The organism is Leptospira dzoumogneensis (genome assembly GCF_004770895.1).
GTDB classification, from domain to species: Bacteria; Spirochaetota; Leptospiria; order Leptospirales; family Leptospiraceae; genus Leptospira_B; species Leptospira_B dzoumogneensis.
In genome coordinates this window covers 1-16110 of record NZ_RQHS01000026.1, presented here as the reverse complement: position 1 = coordinate 16110, position 16110 = coordinate 1, and the positions used below count along the sequence as shown (strand labels likewise).

16 protein-coding genes are annotated in these 16110 nt (G+C 40.4%); 10 read left to right on the top strand and 6 right to left on the bottom strand.

What is annotated here, in order from left to right; all coding sequences use genetic code 11:
• Nucleotides 1–37: 37 nt before the first annotated feature.
• Nucleotides 38–763 carry a hypothetical protein gene (locus EHR06_RS18850; RefSeq protein WP_135758440.1) on the top strand — a complete coding sequence of 242 codons (726 nt, stop codon included), beginning with the start codon at nucleotides 38–40 and terminating at the stop codon, nucleotides 761–763.
• 66 nt (nucleotides 764–829) lie between these two features.
• Here the strand turns inward: EHR06_RS18850 and EHR06_RS18845 are convergent, their stop codons facing one another.
• Nucleotides 830–1042 (bottom strand): hypothetical protein, encoded by a 213-nt coding sequence (locus EHR06_RS18845; protein WP_135758439.1) that lies wholly within the window; start codon nucleotides 1040–1042, stop codon nucleotides 830–832.
• Nucleotides 1043–1179: 137 nt separating this feature from the next.
• Between EHR06_RS18845 and EHR06_RS18840 the strand changes: the two genes are divergently transcribed.
• Together EHR06_RS18840 and EHR06_RS18835 are read left to right on the top strand one after the other, a co-directional pair.
• Nucleotides 1180–1377 carry a hypothetical protein gene (locus EHR06_RS18840; protein ID WP_135758438.1) on the top strand — a complete coding sequence of 66 codons (198 nt, stop codon included), beginning with the start codon at nucleotides 1180–1182 and terminating at the stop codon, nucleotides 1375–1377.
• A 28-nt stretch (nucleotides 1378–1405) separates the two neighbouring features.
• A complete protein-coding gene (locus tag EHR06_RS18835; RefSeq protein ID WP_208757833.1) occupies nucleotides 1406–2323 on the top strand; it encodes a class 1 isoprenoid biosynthesis enzyme in 918 nt (305 codons plus the stop codon).
• A 1-nt stretch (nucleotide 2324) separates the two neighbouring features.
• Here the strand turns inward: EHR06_RS18835 and EHR06_RS18830 are convergent, their stop codons facing one another.
• The 3 genes from EHR06_RS18830 to EHR06_RS18820 form a co-directional block, all read right to left on the bottom strand.
• The gene (locus EHR06_RS18830; RefSeq protein WP_135758436.1) at nucleotides 2325–4454 is read right to left on the bottom strand and encodes a PP2C family protein-serine/threonine phosphatase; all 2130 of its coding nucleotides are present in this window, start codon (nucleotides 4452–4454) and stop codon (nucleotides 2325–2327) included.
• Nucleotides 4455–4517: 63 nt separating this feature from the next.
• Nucleotides 4518–5408: a formylglycine-generating enzyme family protein gene (locus EHR06_RS18825; protein WP_135758435.1), complete on the bottom strand. Its 891-nt coding sequence runs from the start codon at nucleotides 5406–5408 to the stop codon at nucleotides 4518–4520.
• Nucleotides 5409–5527: 119 nt separating this feature from the next.
• Nucleotides 5528–6658, bottom strand: a complete 1131-nt coding sequence (locus EHR06_RS18820) for a hypothetical protein (protein WP_244288668.1) — start codon at nucleotides 6656–6658, stop codon at nucleotides 5528–5530.
• Between the two features lie 238 nt (nucleotides 6659–6896).
• Between EHR06_RS18820 and EHR06_RS18815 the strand changes: the two genes are divergently transcribed.
• The 4 genes from EHR06_RS18815 (at nucleotide 6897) to EHR06_RS18800 (ending at nucleotide 10441) form a co-directional block, all read left to right on the top strand.
• Entirely contained in the window at nucleotides 6897–7346 is a 450-nt protein-coding gene (locus tag EHR06_RS18815; RefSeq protein WP_100725094.1) for a DUF2147 domain-containing protein, read from the top strand.
• Between the two features lie 58 nt (nucleotides 7347–7404).
• Nucleotides 7405–7854, top strand: coding sequence for a DUF2147 domain-containing protein (locus EHR06_RS18810; protein ID WP_135758433.1), 450 nt, complete (start codon nucleotides 7405–7407; stop codon nucleotides 7852–7854).
• 144 nt (nucleotides 7855–7998) lie between these two features.
• Nucleotides 7999–9513 carry a M14 family zinc carboxypeptidase gene (locus EHR06_RS18805; RefSeq protein WP_135758432.1) on the top strand — a complete coding sequence of 505 codons (1515 nt, stop codon included), beginning with the start codon at nucleotides 7999–8001 and terminating at the stop codon, nucleotides 9511–9513.
• A 4-nt stretch (nucleotides 9514–9517) separates the two neighbouring features.
• Nucleotides 9518–10441: a DMT family transporter gene (locus EHR06_RS18800; protein WP_135758431.1), complete on the top strand. Its 924-nt coding sequence runs from the start codon at nucleotides 9518–9520 to the stop codon at nucleotides 10439–10441.
• A gap of 3 nt (nucleotides 10442–10444) precedes the next feature.
• Here EHR06_RS18800 and EHR06_RS18795 read toward each other — a convergent pair whose 3' ends face one another.
• The gene (locus EHR06_RS18795) at nucleotides 10445–11368 is read right to left on the bottom strand and encodes a hypothetical protein (RefSeq protein ID WP_135758430.1); all 924 of its coding nucleotides are present in this window, start codon (nucleotides 11366–11368) and stop codon (nucleotides 10445–10447) included.
• A gap of 70 nt (nucleotides 11369–11438) precedes the next feature.
• On the opposite strand from EHR06_RS18795, the gene EHR06_RS18790 reads away from it, so the two are divergent.
• Both EHR06_RS18790 and EHR06_RS18785 read left to right on the top strand, forming a co-directional pair.
• The gene (locus EHR06_RS18790) at nucleotides 11439–12563 is read left to right on the top strand and encodes a hypothetical protein (RefSeq protein WP_135758429.1); all 1125 of its coding nucleotides are present in this window, start codon (nucleotides 11439–11441) and stop codon (nucleotides 12561–12563) included.
• A 96-nt stretch (nucleotides 12564–12659) separates the two neighbouring features.
• The gene (locus tag EHR06_RS18785; RefSeq protein WP_135758428.1) at nucleotides 12660–14234 is read left to right on the top strand and encodes a methyl-accepting chemotaxis protein; all 1575 of its coding nucleotides are present in this window, start codon (nucleotides 12660–12662) and stop codon (nucleotides 14232–14234) included.
• A 95-nt stretch (nucleotides 14235–14329) separates the two neighbouring features.
• On the opposite strand, the gene EHR06_RS18780 is transcribed toward EHR06_RS18785, so the two are convergent.
• On the bottom strand, nucleotides 14330–14770 hold the full coding sequence (locus tag EHR06_RS18780) for a carboxymuconolactone decarboxylase family protein (RefSeq protein ID WP_135758427.1): 441 nt from the start codon (nucleotides 14768–14770) through the stop codon (nucleotides 14330–14332).
• A 161-nt stretch (nucleotides 14771–14931) separates the two neighbouring features.
• On the opposite strand from EHR06_RS18780, the gene EHR06_RS18775 reads away from it, so the two are divergent.
• Nucleotides 14932–15627, top strand: a complete 696-nt coding sequence (locus EHR06_RS18775) for a DNA-3-methyladenine glycosylase I (protein WP_135758426.1) — start codon at nucleotides 14932–14934, stop codon at nucleotides 15625–15627.
• Nucleotides 15628–16110: the final 483 nt, after the last annotated feature.

Here is a 16110-nt window from a genome sequence, read left to right as displayed (position 1 = left end):
ATTAATTTGGAATCCTGGATCGGCTGGACGGACCCGTATGAAACAAAACCTCCTTATTTTCGGATTCTTCTTATTGATTGCACCTGCTGCTTTTGCGCAAGGAAACAGCGATCTTGCTCCTGTTCCAGGCGAATTAGAACAGGCCGGAAGAAGAAGTTCTAGAAAATTTTTCATAGGAGGTTTTACTGCAAACGGTCTAAGCTGGTTCGGTTCAGGGATCCAATTTTCTTCTAAATTGGCTGCTTCTCTCCAATGGCAGGAACAAAGAGTGATCCAAAGATTCGATTTGGATCTGAATGGTGTACAATCCGATCTATCCGGAATATTCACTCTTACGAATTCGGAAAAGATCCAAAGACAATTGGCTCTTCAAATGGAATGGTTTCCATTTTCGGGTCCTTATTATTTTGCGGCAGGCGGCGGATTGGAAACTTATTCCGAAAAACAAAGAAAGACGGAGACCAATGTTCCAAGCGGGAATTATAAGGACTATGCTTGGAATATTTCCCAACAAAAACTTTTTCTTTCTGCGGGTGCCGGTTTTAGATATATCTTCACTTCAGGATTTTTTATCCATGTGGGAGGAAATATTTTATTCTATCCGGAAAGAGGCACACACGAGCAGAGAGGTTCGTATAATACCAATACAAATTGGGATTACAGACAGTTACAAAAAGATTGGCAAGAACCTGAGAAAGAAGCTAGATCTCATCAGAATCCGTACGGTGCTCAATTACAGATCCTATTCGGGATAGCTGTTTAAGATCCGCTAACGGATTTCAAAAACAATGCAGCCGCTTAATGGCCTCAGAGGAAACATTACGAAATTTTAATGTAATGTGGAAGGATCCGGGTCATCTGCCGTATGACTCGATATGGTCTTAAATGTTTCAATCACCTTGGAACATTCCCAAGTAGAAACATCATATCCTATGGTCTGGAACCAATCTTGTAAAAAATTAGGATCTTCTTTTTGAATGCTTAGAATGAATTGAGGGTGGTTTGCTTTTTCCGTATGAATAAAATCTAAAAAAGTTCTCAAACTATTTCCCGCCGATTTCAGGAGATTCTTACTGAAATTTAAAATCTGCAAGAATAATATTAAGAGAATTGCGGAATTCGTATTCCGATTTTATAATCTTCCGAAGATTCGATTTCGATTAACAAGGAGTATAACGTATGTTTTTCGAAATCCCTTCGCAAATTAAGGGACATAATCCTATTTTACGTCCAATGTTTGAAAGAATGATTACCTTGATTGGGGTAAATCCGTTACTAAATTCTAAAATACCAAAATGGAATATTATTTCCGGAGAGAATCTTCAAAAAACCTTATTTATCACAAAAATTTCCTATAAGAAATTAAATAAATGGTAAAAAAAAGAAATTTTTACAATATGTGGCCATGCAAAGGCTTGATTTCGGTCTTTCGGATAGTCCCGGAGAGGCGGAGGAGTTCTGTAAATTACTGAATCGCTCCGCTTTAAGTATTTGTTATGGATTGCCGATCTCTCTTAGAACTGAGGCTGTGTTATTTTTGTATAAATATTCGCAGAATAGCGTAACGGAAGGATTTAATTTTTTAAGAAAGTATTATAGTCCAAGTTATTCTATCTTGTATTGGATCAACGAATCTGCTCATGGTTTGCCTTGGGAGAATCCTTGGCTGACTTTACTTTTGGAATCTCATTCTTCCGCGTTATTACTTCATTCTTTGGACGATCATATAACGGACGGATCCTTAAGAGCAAATCATATCATTCTGCAGCTTAGGACCGAGGCTTGGACTAGATACGCGCAATCCAGCAAATTATTCGGTAGAGAAGTGCATGACGGTGTTTTGATCGCGGAAGAATTCATCGATAGATATTTTAAATCCATAGTCGATCTAGGGATTGCGGAAAGTTTAGAAGCCCATTTAGATAGATTTCGCTCTCAAATGGGGATCTGGTCTTTGCAACCTTATTTGCTTGCCAGATCTTTTTTCTCCAAGGACCAAGCGGAACTTGTCAGAAGAATGTACGAATTCTTTGGCGTGGCTTGGAGACTTTTGGACGATTACCAAGACTTGAACGAAGATCTGGAAAATGAAGATATTTCTTCTATGATCTATTTTCTTCCGGAAGGCAAAAGACACGATTGGAAAAGGGAAAAGAAACGGGAAATTTTAGGACTTTTAGAAGAGAACCAATTAGAAAGACAGATCTCGGATTTGATCAATTCCTATTTGAATGAAGCTTCCAAACTCGCAGAAGAGTTGCATATGCCTAAATATTCAAACTCCCTGCTTTCTTTAAAAATTACGGAACCTAGCCGTGCCTGAATCAGCCTAAATATTCCACTACTAATAAAGCTATATCGTCCTGATTCTGGAATTCTCCTTGAAAAGTTTGGACTCCGTGAATGACCGAATCGCATAGATCCTCAGGGAGTTGATTGGAATTTTTCCTAAGCATGTCGGACAAACGATCTTCTCCGAAAAATTCTCCTTCCGTATTTCTGGAATCAGGAATTCCATCCGTGTATAATACTATTTTGTCTCCCGGCTGCAAATCTACCGATTCTGTTTGGTAAGAAGTCGGAATTGCCTCGTAGATAGCGACCCCTTTGGGTCTGTAAAATTCCACAACTCCGCCTTTTCTTAAAACAAGACATTCAGGATGACCCGCATTTGCGATCAATGTTTTGCCGGATCTTAGATCCACGGTCACTAATGTCGCAGTGATAAAATGACCGTCCAATTTTCCTTCGAATTGATTACGAATATGTAATAGAAGAGAAGAAGGATCCTGCAGTAGAATGGACCAATCTCCCAGAGTCATTTTTAACATGGAAGCTAAAAGTGCTGCGGAAACCCCGTGGCCGGTCACATCTCCGATGAACATTCCCAAAGAACTGGTAGAAGGATCATAGATCACATCTAATAGGTCTCCGCCTATTTCCATCATCGGCTTGTATCTGTATGAGATCCTTGCATTTGGTATTACCGGAAGTTCTCTGGGCAGAAGCGCATTTTGGATCTTTCCTGCGATGGAAAGATCCTTTGCTAAAATCCTTCCTTTTTGTACAAGTTCCGCTTTTTGGAGTTCAATAATTTGAGTTCTTTCTTCTACCTTTGTTTCTAAGGATTCGTTTAAGGATTTTAATTTGCCTTCCGATTTTTCTAAGGCTCTGAAAACTTCCGCATATCTTTTGGCAAGAGCCAAGCTGAATAATAATGTTAGACCTAGAAAACTTTCGTTTACCCAAGGCTGGGCCTGACCGAAACCAGCAAAACTCAGTACCGTATAGAATGAAGACACTGCAACCAGTATCAAACCTGTGACTACCCAGCGAAAGGATAGAATGCTGCTCCATCTATATCTGAAAAATATATATAGAGTATTCATATAAAAGAATACTAATATGACTAAAAATATATGGAAAGCGACTTTTCCGAAATACTGGTGCCCTCCCGTGAGGCCGTATTCCAGAGTAGGCCAGATAGTAAGAAGAATAAAAAGAAACTGTAATATTCTTCCCGGGATATTTCGAGGAGCCTGAAAGATCCCTATCGTAAATTCGTAAAATAGAATGGGGAGAAACGCTCCCAATGAATATCCGAAGATAACCCAGGTCCAAGGAGAATCTACTATATATTGGAACCAACCCTCGTAAGCAGGATACCAAACCGCTAAGGATAAGTTCAAAAGAGCAAAAGAAAGATTAAATTTATCCTGTGGCCTTCGGATATAGATAAACGCAAAAAAGAAGAATGAAAAAAACTCCAAAGAGCTGAATAATAATACTCTAAGCGCTTTTACCAGATAGACGGTTTGTATTTCCGAAAAACTGCCTACTACCGGATTTTCCATCATGTTCCTTGGCCCGTTAAATGGAAATAACTGCAGCGCCAACGTAACTTCTTCATTTTGGAAAGGAATGACTACGATCCTAGGTTTGGAGGAATCTTCCGATTCTCCGGGTACGATCATTTGTTCTTTACCTTCCGATTTTACTCCCAGGTAACATCCAGACGGGCAAAAAGGTATATAAGCGGAAAGTAATATATCCAGATCATTCTTGCTTCTTTTGACTGAATGAAAGAATACGAAAGAGGAATCCTTTCTTTTAGGATTATAATTCGAGATATTAGAAGGCGCGGCTAAAAAGGATTCTATTTTATAGTCCGCTTCGCGGGCTTCAGGAGTCCGGGACGGACTCTTATATGGATCCTGGCCGGAAGGATTTTCGGAATTTTGTCCCGGTAGGATCGGAAAATGTCCGTGAAAAAAATTTCCAGGAGGGATTTCCGAAAACGCCCAATTAGAAATTATATAAGGACTTTTATCTTGTTCCCAATTTGTAGATGGAGTCTCTAATCCTGTGATTGGAGCGGGGCCCGAAGTTCCACATCCCGTCAGGAGGACCAACAAGATAGAAACGATAGGTTTCTTTAGATTTTTTGTTTTCATTTCGCATAACCATTTTTGGCTTCTTACATTTGTTTATAAGAGTGCCGTACGTTGTATAGCTTTTTAACCTGAGTCTTTCGCACAACGGAACCCAAAATGGTGGTATTCAGGGTAATTTTGAGGAACATGCGCCCTTCTTTTGGAGCCTCTTGCATAACTTGAGGGCCACCACCAGGATCCGCCTTTTAAGGTTTTTTTATCGAAGCCGGGACAGTTATCTTCTCCCTCGCAGGGTCCTTTGGGATCTTTTCCGCTGCATGCTTCTCCGCATACTTTGTAATTTTCGGAGTACCAGTCTTGGACCCATTCCCAGGAATTACCTGCCATATCGAATAACCCGTAAACTCCTGCGGGTCTGCTTCCTACGGGAGCGGTAGGCATTAAATTCGGAGGATTGATCTTTTTATATACACAACCTTTTCTTTCGTCCTCTTCGATGACGGCTAACTTACAGTTTGCAGGTTTGTTGCCCCATGGAAATAAATTTCCTTTCGGACCTCTGGCGGCCTTCTCCCATTCCGCTTCCGTCGGAAGCCTTTTTCCCACCCATTCACAATATTCTTTTGCGGTATACCAACTCACTCCAAGCACCGGTTGTTTCGGTTTTAAATATAGATCACCATAAGCAGGACCTATATAATCGCAGGTCCCGTTATATAGACAATCTTTGCAGGAACCTTCTTCTATACATTTGCTGAAGTCCTCATTTGTGACTTCGTAAAGATCCATGAAGAAGTCGCTGAGATAAATTTTTTGTTCGGGTGCTTCGTCAGGATCGTGGGTATTACTTCCCCGGATAAAATATCCTTCCGGAATACATTGCATTCCTTTGATCTTTTTTCCGTAGCAGGGTTTGCTTGGGTCGGGAGAGCCGAGTATATGAGGAGCGATCAGAAAGAGTATGGATAAAAATAAAATGATAAAATGGACCGGACGAAAGGAATATGAGCTCATCAAACCTGGAAGAATCCTTTCCCAAGAGGATTCGGCCGGGCAGGTTCTTATGCAAGAGAAAAATTGACTGGGAAGAGTGGACCTTCTTCCCGTTCCGAAAGTTTTTGATCCGAAAATTTTTAGAGAATAAAAAGCGGGACGCTGCAAGAGGAAAAGTCTAGATTACCCTGCTCCGTAGAATTATTCCCATTGGAATCGGTTACTGTGTATACATAATAGCCTGAGCCGCCGGAGAAGGAAATAGTTCCGGTTCCTGTCAGATCCCCACTCAAAGTAAAGGATACTTTTCCGGCCCTAGGAAGACAATCTATGTATTTCCATTTCACAGGTTCATCTACGGAAACAGTTAGTGTGAAATTTTTCTCCACATGGACTACTTGCAAGGAACCCGCACTCCAGAGACGGTACCAGGATAAAGGATTAGAGTCGCTTCTATCCGCGCCATACTGCAAAGAACTTAAGGAAGAAACCTGGTGGGAAAAAATAAGATCCGATCCGGAGTAACCTTCTCTTAAAACGGAAACGTCTTGGGAGTAAGAAGAAATTCCCGGAGAAGCTCCAGTGAGAATATTATTCCAAGTCAAGGAGTATGCCTGGTTGGTTGTCGGAGTTCCTGCAGCGTAGGAAAGAGGTGCGCCTGTTCCGGTCACCTTTACTGAAATTCCTTGGGATGAGTTTTGGATCGTACGGTTAACTCCGATTTTTAAATTCGTACCATTTTGTACGAAAGGAGAAGAACCGGAAAGATTACTCCAAATATTTTCAGTCAGCCCGTCGATCGCCCAATTGCTGAAAGGTAAAAATTTACAATTTCCGAACTCTTTAGAAACTAGAAAAGAAGAAGAAGGATTGTTCCCATTCAAAATATAATCCAAGAAATCATATGCGTTTGTATCAGTAGAAGCTACTTGTCTGGAGTAATGTCCTCCGCCCCAACAGTTGAATGAAAAATTATAAGCTTCTAGTTCTCCTAGATCAGGTCCTTTATTCCAAAGTCGATGTCCTAAAGAGCTGATCCTTTCCGGCCAAGTAATACGATTTCCTTGGATTGCAACCGATGTACCTTCTCCGCTTAAACCTTCCATAGAACCTGACACTGGATCCATGGCCGATGTCAAAGCCTCAGCGATTTGGTCTCTGTTTGTAAGTAAGGATAACGCGATCAAATCGTTTGTTTTGGAACCTTTATCTCCCTGAGAGCAATAAAATAGGAAAAATAAGGAGATAAGAACGGTTAGAGATACTCTCAAATAGGGGAGAAAACGATTCGAAAACATAATAAATACTATGAGAAAACAGGTATAAACCGTGATTTCTCTACTAAATTAACCTATAAGACTCTATGTTTTTGCGTAAAACCCTATTTCTTTTCTGCAAAATTCGGGTTTTTGAGCAAAAAAAATGGTTCAAAGAATAGTTTGCTTGCTAGGTTCCAAACAAGACTAAATATAACCGATTTCAATAGAAACGTTAAGGGGTTAATCAAAAATGAAAAAATCACTCGTTTTGTTTGTCGTTTTGGCGGCGTTTTTAGTTGGTGAATCCACATTTGCTGACGCGCTTCCAGTAGTCGGAAAATGGAAAACCATTGATGACGAAGACGGTAAAGAAAAGTCCGTAGTAGAGCTTTATGAGCAAGGTGGCAAAATTTACGGAAAGATCGCCAGCTTAAGAGATCCTTTGGATAAAGATGGTAAACCGAAAGTTTGTACCAAATGTGAAGGTGCTGATAAAGACAAGCCTGTTATCGGTCTTGTTATCATCAAAGGTTTGAGCCTGGACGATGATGAATATTCCGGCGGAACCATCATGGATCCGAACAACGGCAAAACATATAAATGTAAATTAAAAGCCACTGACGGTGGTGCTAAATTGAACGTTAGAGGGTTCATCGGTTTTTCTTTGATCGGTAGAACTCAAACTTGGCTTAAAAAATAAAATTCCAAGCAGCGGGGAGGATTCTCCCCGTTTATTTCTATTTTAACGAGGTGATTGTGTGAAGAGAATCAATGCAATATTCTTATTCGCTTTATTCTTTGCGGGAGCATTCAGTCTTTCCGCAGATCCTGCTCCTGTTACGGGAGTATGGAGAACATTCAACGATGCGGGAACTAAGGAAGAATCCACAGTTGAGATCTATGAGAAGGACGGAAAAATTTTCGGAAAGATCCTAAGTCTTATAGAGCCGAACGATAAAGATGGAAAACCTTCTCGTTGTACCGAATGTGACGGACCTGAAAAAGATAAACCTATTTTAGGAATGGTTATCATCAAAGGTTTAACGGCTGATGGAGACAAATGGACAGGTGGACGTATCTTGGATCCGAACGACGGAACCTGGTACAAATGCAGCCTAAAAGCAACCGAGGGCGGAAAAAAATTAGAAGTCCGCGGTTATATAGGATTCTCCTTGATTGGTCGTTCCCAATTCTGGCAGAAAAAATAATCTAATCATCATTTCAGATTCGGGGAAGAGTATTACTTTTTCCCGAATTTTGAATGTCTCCTTCCTCATATAAAGCCTATAAATATTCCTTTCAATCACTGAATTCTTTCTTTTCTTTCCGATTCACTTTCCGAAATTTAAACTGTGACGGGCTTCCTTCGGGTCTTTCTACTCGGCTTCTTATTTTATTTCTCTATAGTTTCCTGTTCTATACTTAGGGAAACCATTCCTTCTAGACCATTAAACGACGGATCTATCTCTGTTCTTTTAAAAATAGATAAAAATGCCAGAGAAGAATTCGAGAAGGCCACTTCTTGGGAAGTGCCTTATACTTTCATAGAGAAGGATCATAGTTATGCAGTGATCCATAAGGAAAAACTAAAAGTCTACGGTTTTCCTAAAGAAGGGATCAATATCGCAAAAGGAATGCCTTTTAAATATTATTCAGGCAATTACCAGGATTCTTTATCCGAATCCATTTTTGCATTAGCGGATATCAAAAAAGGTTATAAGGATAATATATTAAATTCTCATTATCTATTTTGGGTGCATCGTCTTTTTCCTAAACATTCTCAATACAAGATAATCGGAAAATCTGCGAGGGGAAGAGAGATCCCGGCAATCTTACTCACCGATACGAATATTCCTGACGAAGATAAAATTTCGGTCCTATTCAATTGTGCCCATCATTCTAACGAAGTTGTTTCGGTAGAACATTGTTATGATGTGATATACGAACTATTAGCTCATAAGAAGAAGTATTCAGATATTTTTGCAAAGTTGAAGATCTGGGTGGTTCCGATCGTGAACCCTGACGGGTCCAGAGTGTTTTGGCATGAGAATATGTCCATGGGAAGAAAGAATGGATATCCTGGCTGGGGACAGATCACTGAAAAAGATAATCCGGGAGTGGATATAAATCGTAACTATCCGTTCTTCTGGGGAAAAACAAAATCGAACCAAACTTCTTCCGTATCCAATAGCGTATTTTTCAGAGGACCTTATGCAGGTTCCGAACCTGAGACACAAGCTATGATGAATTTAGCGGAGAAGGAGAGGTTTGCAGCTTCTATCAGTTACCATGCATTCGCAAATTGTATTTTAGTTCCGTACACTATAGACGGCACTTCTAATCCGGAACCTGATCTGGTTTGGAATTTAGGCAAAAGGATCGCTTCTTCCGTAGAGAGTAAAAACCCGAATCATAATTTCAGCGCTAAGAAAAATATCTACGGCGTGGATGGAGTGGATCAAGATTATTATTTCTTTAAGTACGGAACTCTTGCTTATTTAATAGAATCTTCTCATTTGAATCCGCCTTATTCGGATGTTCCTAAAATCCTAGAATCTTTGAGACCTGCCTGGACAATCCTTTTAGAAGAAATTGCGGATGGAAGTAAACTTTACTTCAAGATCAAAGACGAACATGGAAGTCCATTAGCGGCAAATATCAAATTAGACAAGGTCCTTTTTTATCATGGAGAAGTTAGGACTTCTCGTAAAGAAGATGGAATGTTCTTCCAATCCTTTCCAGGGATACGTGGAATTAAATTGAAAGTGGAAAAAGAAGGATATGAAACTGTGAACTGGGAAGGAACCACTTGGAGATCCTGGAAAGCGATAGATATAATCTTAAGGAAAAAAGCTCCGGCTCAATAAGATCATGACCAGATATAAGAATGAGGCCGCCTTGATCTTTTGCACCTTGATCTGGGGTGGGACCTTCTCCGCTACAAAACTAAGTTTAGTTTCTATTTCTTCCTGTTTGTTCATAGGGATCCGTTTCGCGATCGCAACATTCGTTTTTGTAATTTACATTATTCTTAAAAACCGAAAGAACCCGGTATCTTATCCCGATTGGAAGACGAACAAATCTCTGTACTTCTTAGCGTTTCTATTGGGCTTCTGGATGTTTATGGGATTTGCATTCGAGACTGTAGGTTTAAAATACACAACCGCTACTAAATCAGGTTTTTTAACCGGAACCTTAGTGGTCATCACCCCTATTTTACAAACTTTATTCTTAAAACGTATGCCCAGCTCGGGGAACTTGCTCGGAGTGATCGTAGTAATGTTCGGTCTATTCTTCCTTTCCGCAGAATCAGTGGGAGAAGATCATAAATTAGTAATATCATATCATTTGGGAGATATTCTTACTTTAGGCGGAGCATTTTTCTTTTCCTTATATATTATCTATGTGGATAAGGCGAGTAAGTCTTGTCCTTTGGATATTCTACTTCTGTCCCAAACATTGGTGACGAGCGTATTCGCTTTTCTTTTAGCATTCATCTTACATTGGACCGAGTTCGAACCTTTGTTTATCAAAATGGACTCAAGGGTAATGCCTGCATTGTTTTACAACGGCCTGATCTCTTCGGTGGGGACAACATTCTTGCAGACAAAATACCAAAAAGGGATCTCGCCTACAAGAGCCGGGCTGATCTTTTCTTTGGAGCCGGTCTTCTCCGCGATTCTCGCCTATTTCACTTTAGAAGAAAGGTTGGATGCAACAGGTTTGATCGGTTGTAGTTTGGTGCTTACAGGCGTTTTGTTGGCTGAACTATTGGGTAGAGAAAAGAAATTTTAGATCTTAATTTTCTCGGATCGGGTTCTCTTGGTTTATGTCTTGCGAAGGGATCGGGATCTTTGCTTTGATTGCAGCTTCTTTGGTTTTAGGATCTAATCTAAGAAGCCTTTTGATTGCGATGTCCTGCCAATATCGGGATCGATTTTCTTTGATAAATCTTTTTAGAAAATGGATCTCCGCTCCCTTTGCGTTTATTTCTTCTTTTCCATAAAATCTATTTTTGAGATCGGAAACGAGATCCGGATGATCCTGTAGATAAGAATCCAGATTTATCAGAGCGTAAGTGCCTGTATAAGGACCACCAAAGGATATAATTGGTCCCTTTGGATGCGCGACAAAATTTCCTATAAAGCGGATCTCCAATCCTCCCGGATTGGAAAAAGAAAATTTAGATTTTTCTAATGGATCATACTCTATCGGAACTGAATTGGAGTGAACCGCGGTATACGTATGCGTTTGTAAATGTCCGTATTTATTTACAGTCGTGTAAGTGTGAGTGGTTGTATAAGTATAAGAAGCGCTATCTATAACTAAAGATTGATTTTGTGGAAGGCGGGTAACTACAAAATATTTAGGGACTCCTTCTTCTGATTTTCCCAACTGTAATTTTTGGACCCATGAAAATCTGTAATTTCCATTTCCTTTCATTTCTTTACCCGGATCTTCTAAATTGATCCGCAGAGTGTTACCTAAAGCAGAGGAGATATGTGTATCTTTCGGAACGGATTCTTCTAAGCCCGAAATTATCCCATTTGAGATATCAATCTTGGCGACAATTAGTCCGAAGGCGACTAAACCTTCCTCTCCAGGAACCGGTTCTTCCAATACAGGAAATGTTTTTAGACAATTTAAGTATAAGAGGGATATGTTTAGTAAAAGTAAGGATCTAAGTCTCCAGTCCATTGGTTCCATCTTAAATGATAGCATTACTTATTCAATTCGTTTTGTTAGTTGACTCAGATCGAATTGAGAAAAGCAATATTCTTCTTTATATTACATGAAGCGAAACATCCAGACAAAATTATATTTCTTACTTTTATTACTCGTTCTGTTTCCGATCTCTAATTTCGCTTCTCCTGCAAAGGCAGATCTGGATGAAGATGTTTTAAAAGAGATCAAAGATCATTATGATTCCGGACAAAAGGCAAACAAATTCGACAGAGACTTAGGTATTCCTAAAAGTCCTAAGGCAAAATTTTTCTCCATACAACCTGGAGGAAGTTACGATTTTATTTCCGATCTGGATATTAGCGGTAGAGGAGCATCTGCCGCAATGACTACGGAATCTCAAAAGCCGAATTTCTTTTTTGATATTAGAAGTAAGGATTATAAGATAAACGAAGCGTTCGGATTTCAATTTCTATTTCATTCCGCCAGAAAAGAATTCGATAAACAAGTTTATTCCGTGCCTGCTCCGGATACCGGTTCTTCCTCCGGTTCGAGTTCCTCTTCTTCAAGCAGCAGTGGTAGCAGTTCCGGCAAGAACGATAAAAATACGGTTACTGCGGATCTGGGAACCAATGTTAAAGTAGATTATAATTATATAATACCCACATTCTACTGGGGAAATCCGGAAGTGGACGGATTTCGTATGGGTTTCGGTTTCGGATTAGCTGACATGAGAATGAGAGGGAATGTGGACTTTAGGGATCCCGGGCAAACGATCGGAAAATTGTATGGAGCAATGGGTGATAGGGATACTTTTCTGAACACATTAAGTTTTATACAATTGAGTTCCGGATTGGTGGATCTGAGAAGAGGGGATCCGATATTCAATTATCTTTTAGTAAATTTAAGCCAAGGGAATAATTTAGAATTAATGGGAGCTTATCTCGCAAGCCAAGGTACCCATTTTTCTACGGATATAATATCACTTTTAGTTTATGCGAATTTGCAGGATAAGTATAGTCCTCTCGAATTATTGGCCTTGAGCGCATTGTCTAGGACCAGCATAAATGCAAAGGACAAACAAGTTTTCGCTTATATGATCTATGTAGAAACTCCTAAATTCGGCTTTGTAAAAGCCAGGTTGAGTTGGCATGGACCATTGTTCAAAGATTCAGGATATACGATCCACATGAGCACGCTGGAACTTGCTTTGATGATCCCGATCGACTTTTAATTCTTCTAATTTAGATCTGCGTAATATCCCTGCTTGACACTCGGTCGATTTGAAGCGATTTTGGGCCTAAAACTAAAACCGCCTAACCGAGGAATAATGAATAGAAATTTGGAATTAGAACGCCAAGGTGAAGTCGCCGCAAACTATCTGCGGATTTTTTTGACCATAGTTTTTATTTTCGGGACCGCGTTCGGATTGGTTTGGAGAAGCGGGATCCAAGCGGTTTTAGGTTATTATATTGGCGGGATCGTAGCATATTCCTTCATCATTTTCTTTTCCATTTTTGTAATGAAGTTTTTCGGTTACAGACCTTGGTTGAAATACGCCACAGTGTTCATGGAATTTATAGGTTATGCGATCGTGCAGGCGGGATACTTCGGAACGGAGGACCAATGGAAACCGAATGGGATCTTGAGCCCTGCGAACTATGGGATCTATTTTTTAATTTTAGCAGGGACCATTTTTAGGTTCAATCCTAGATTTACTTTTATCACTTCTACGGTTCTTGCGGTTCAATTCACTGCGATGGCAATCGCTCTTACCATTCTGAACCCTCAACTTCTCACCATGGGTTATGACGGAATGATCCGCTTAAGATCTCCTCTGGTGATCTTAATGGGAGTGTTCTTATTCGCATTCGGTGTCACTATTTCTTATGCAACCAAGTTCGTAAGAAGATTGGTAGAAGAAGCGCAAAACGCAGAAGAGAGAGCCATTCGAAATTATACTTCAGCGAAAGAAATTTTGCATAGTTCGGAAACAGTCGCAGAAGAACTTCGCAAATCCTTAATAGATGTGGAAGATGTAGCCAGAGCAAACGAAGATAGCAGCCGCGATCTGGCAAGCATGGTAGAAGAAACATCTGCCACCCTGGAACAGATGGGGGCAAGCATAGAATCCATCGCAAAGATGGCGGAACAACAGGACGAATTCGGAGACGACACTTCTACTTCTATTGACAAATGGAAAGACCAAATGGTCCGAGTCTTCGAAGCAGTTTCATTCGCTCGAAGTTTGGGAGAAGGTTCAGCAGCCACAGCGATAGAAGGGGAGGGCACAGTCCGAGTTGCATTGGATGTATTCTCTCAATTTAAGGGCACGGTCCAAGAGGTAAGTAAGATCTTAGGAGTGATCCAGGATCTTGCAGGAAAAACAAATTTACTTTCTTTGAATGCAGCTATCGAAGCGGCAAGAGCCGGAGAAGCAGGAAAAGGATTCTCTGTGGTCGCGGAGGAAGTGAGTAAACTTGCGGACTCTTCTTCCAGAAATGCAAAAGAGATCGTAAAACAGATCGGTGCCTTGGGAGAGGCTTCCGATACAAGCTCCGAAAAATTCGGAGAATTAGTCCAGGCATTCCGTGAATTGACTTCAGGGATAGGTTCTATCGGAGAAGCTCTTGCTCAGGTGGGAGATTCTGTAGACAGACAAAAAAGTCTTTCCACTGAAGTGGAAGATAAGAACAAACATATCCGTGATCTTTCTAAAGAGATGAAAAATTCCACATTAGAACAATCGAATGGAGCTAAACAGATCCTGAATGGGATAGAATATCTGAGCAGGAGATCCATGGAAATGTCCGAGATCACGGAAAAACTCAGAACTAGTTTAGAAAGATTAAAGGGTACTTCCCAATCTTTGACAAAAACATTAGAAGCAACTAAGTTAGAATAGGAAGGTTGCCTGCCGAGTTTCGGTCGATATTTCATACGTCCTTCGATCGAGAACCGATCCAAAGGCACGTATGAATTTTTAAATAGAGCCGCGATTTAGTTCGGAGCAGTCATCCCTGTGGAGATCGCGATCCGATTCCAGGAATTGATCGTGTTGATCACAACGATCAAAGCGATAAATTCCTTTTCCTCAAACTGAGCTCGTACTCTTGCATACAGATCGTCCGAAACACCATGTTCGGAAATTTTAGTCACATATTCTGTTAATTCCAGAGCGGCTCTTTCTTTTTCAGTATAATAAGGAGCCTCTCTCCAAGCGTTCAAAAGGTAGATCCTTCTTTCTTCTTCTCCTAATTTTCTGGCATCCACAGTGTGCATGTTAATACAGAAAGCGCAGCCGTTGATCTGGGAAGCCCTGATCTTGATCAGCTCGTAAAGTTTGATTTCGATCCCTGAACTTTTAGCAAAGTTTTCCATCTCCATCATTTTTTCCAAAACTTGGGGATACACTTTAGCGTAATTGAATCTTGTGTTCATTTGTTTCCTCTTTTAAAGGAAAGACGCTCGAGGTGGGGAAGTGTGACAGTGGAGGGGGAATTTTTTTAAAAGGGCCCCGCCCTCATAAAGAATTGAATAAAAAAAGGCATCTGTATTTCTACTTTAGTACCGATCTCTTCTAAATTTTAACCGAGGAATATATGATCTCTTTTGAAAAGATCCGAAAACGGGCCGCTAAAAGAAAAGGTGGAGAGAAAATATTACAAACTCTTCTCCCTAAAGTAACCCCTAAAAACAAACTCGGTCGTATCCCTGATGATCGGATCCTCAGTGAGATGACAAAGAGAGTTTTCTCGGCTGGATTCGTATGGAAGGTCGTAGAAAACAAATGGTCGGGATTTGAAGACGCGTTTTTAGGGTTCGATCCTGCAAAATTGCTCAAGCAGCCGAATCGATTTTGGGACGCATTGAGTTCCGACGAACGGATCATTCGTAACGCACAAAAGATCTCTTCCGTAAGAAAGAATGCGCAGTTCGTCATAGACGTTGCGATAGAACACGGAAGTTTCGGAAAATTTTTGGCGGATTGGCCGATCCAAGATCAAATCGGTTTATTGGATTTTCTTTCCAAACGAGGATCAAGATTGGGCGAAATGACGGGACAATATTTTTTACGATTTATCGGAAGAGATTCCTTCATTCTTTCTTCGGATGTAATATTATGTTTACGTGATGCAGGTCTTTCGCTCTCGAAATCCGGAAAATCCAAAAAAGATCTAATCCTCATCCAAAAACAACTGAATGAATGGGCAGAAGAAACAGGCTTATCATACACTCATTTGTCGCGGATCTGTGCCTTTTCGATCGGCGAAAATTATTCGATAGAAGAAGAGTAACTATACCGGAAATAATATGAAAGTTTTGGGCGATCCTCCCGCTTCGCGGGAGTCGCGCTGCTGCGTGTTCGCGCATTCGCGCTCATCCGTGACGCTTCGCGTCCCGGACTAACGCACTTCGCATCGCTATCGCGGGAAATATCTTGGAAATATTTTATAGATTTCTAATATGTTTTCCCGTTCGGCGTTTAGAGAGCAAAAACGGAGTATTTTTTCCGGGAATTTCTCTTTCTTTTCTCCAAAAAATCAAAGAGATAACTCACGTTTTTCCTTGACTGGCCAGCTCAATTCTCTACATTGGTTTTTACGGCCTTTTCCGTATGGGAAATCGCCGGCAAGGCCAAACGAGTTAAAAAGACGGAAGTCCTCTTCCCTCAAAAAGAAAAACTCGCTGAGGCAAATAATCAGTTCTTTTACAACGAATATAACTGCGAATGAGAAATTAAAATTTTTTATTAGCTGAGGTTATGTAAAGGTGAAGAG

Bases quoted from the DNA above. Each gene is read 5' to 3' on its own strand.
- EHR06_RS18780 (WP_135758427.1), bottom strand. From the start codon at position 14,770: ATGAACACAAGATTCAATTACGCTAAAGTGTATCCCCAAGTTTTGGAA.
- EHR06_RS18785 (WP_135758428.1), top strand. From the start codon at position 12,660: ATGAATAGAAATTTGGAATTAGAACGCCAAGGTGAAGTCGCCGCAAAC.
- EHR06_RS18815 (WP_100725094.1), top strand. From the start codon at position 6,897: ATGAAAAAATCACTCGTTTTGTTTGTCGTTTTGGCGGCGTTTTTAGTT.
- EHR06_RS18775 (WP_135758426.1), top strand. From the start codon at position 14,932: ATGATCTCTTTTGAAAAGATCCGAAAACGGGCCGCTAAAAGAAAAGGT.
- EHR06_RS18790 (WP_135758429.1), top strand. From the start codon at position 11,439: ATGAAGCGAAACATCCAGACAAAATTATATTTCTTACTTTTATTACTC.
- EHR06_RS18830 (WP_135758436.1), bottom strand. From the start codon at position 4,454: ATGAAAACAAAAAATCTAAAGAAACCTATCGTTTCTATCTTGTTGGTC.
- EHR06_RS18840 (WP_135758438.1), top strand. From the start codon at position 1,180: ATGTTTTTCGAAATCCCTTCGCAAATTAAGGGACATAATCCTATTTTA.
- EHR06_RS18850 (WP_135758440.1), top strand. From the start codon at position 38: ATGAAACAAAACCTCCTTATTTTCGGATTCTTCTTATTGATTGCACCT.
- EHR06_RS18825 (WP_135758435.1), bottom strand. From the start codon at position 5,408: ATGAGCTCATATTCCTTTCGTCCGGTCCATTTTATCATTTTATTTTTA.
- EHR06_RS18835 (WP_208757833.1), top strand. From the start codon at position 1,406: ATGCAAAGGCTTGATTTCGGTCTTTCGGATAGTCCCGGAGAGGCGGAG.
- EHR06_RS18800 (WP_135758431.1), top strand. From the start codon at position 9,518: ATGACCAGATATAAGAATGAGGCCGCCTTGATCTTTTGCACCTTGATC.
- EHR06_RS18795 (WP_135758430.1), bottom strand. From the start codon at position 11,368: ATGCTATCATTTAAGATGGAACCAATGGACTGGAGACTTAGATCCTTA.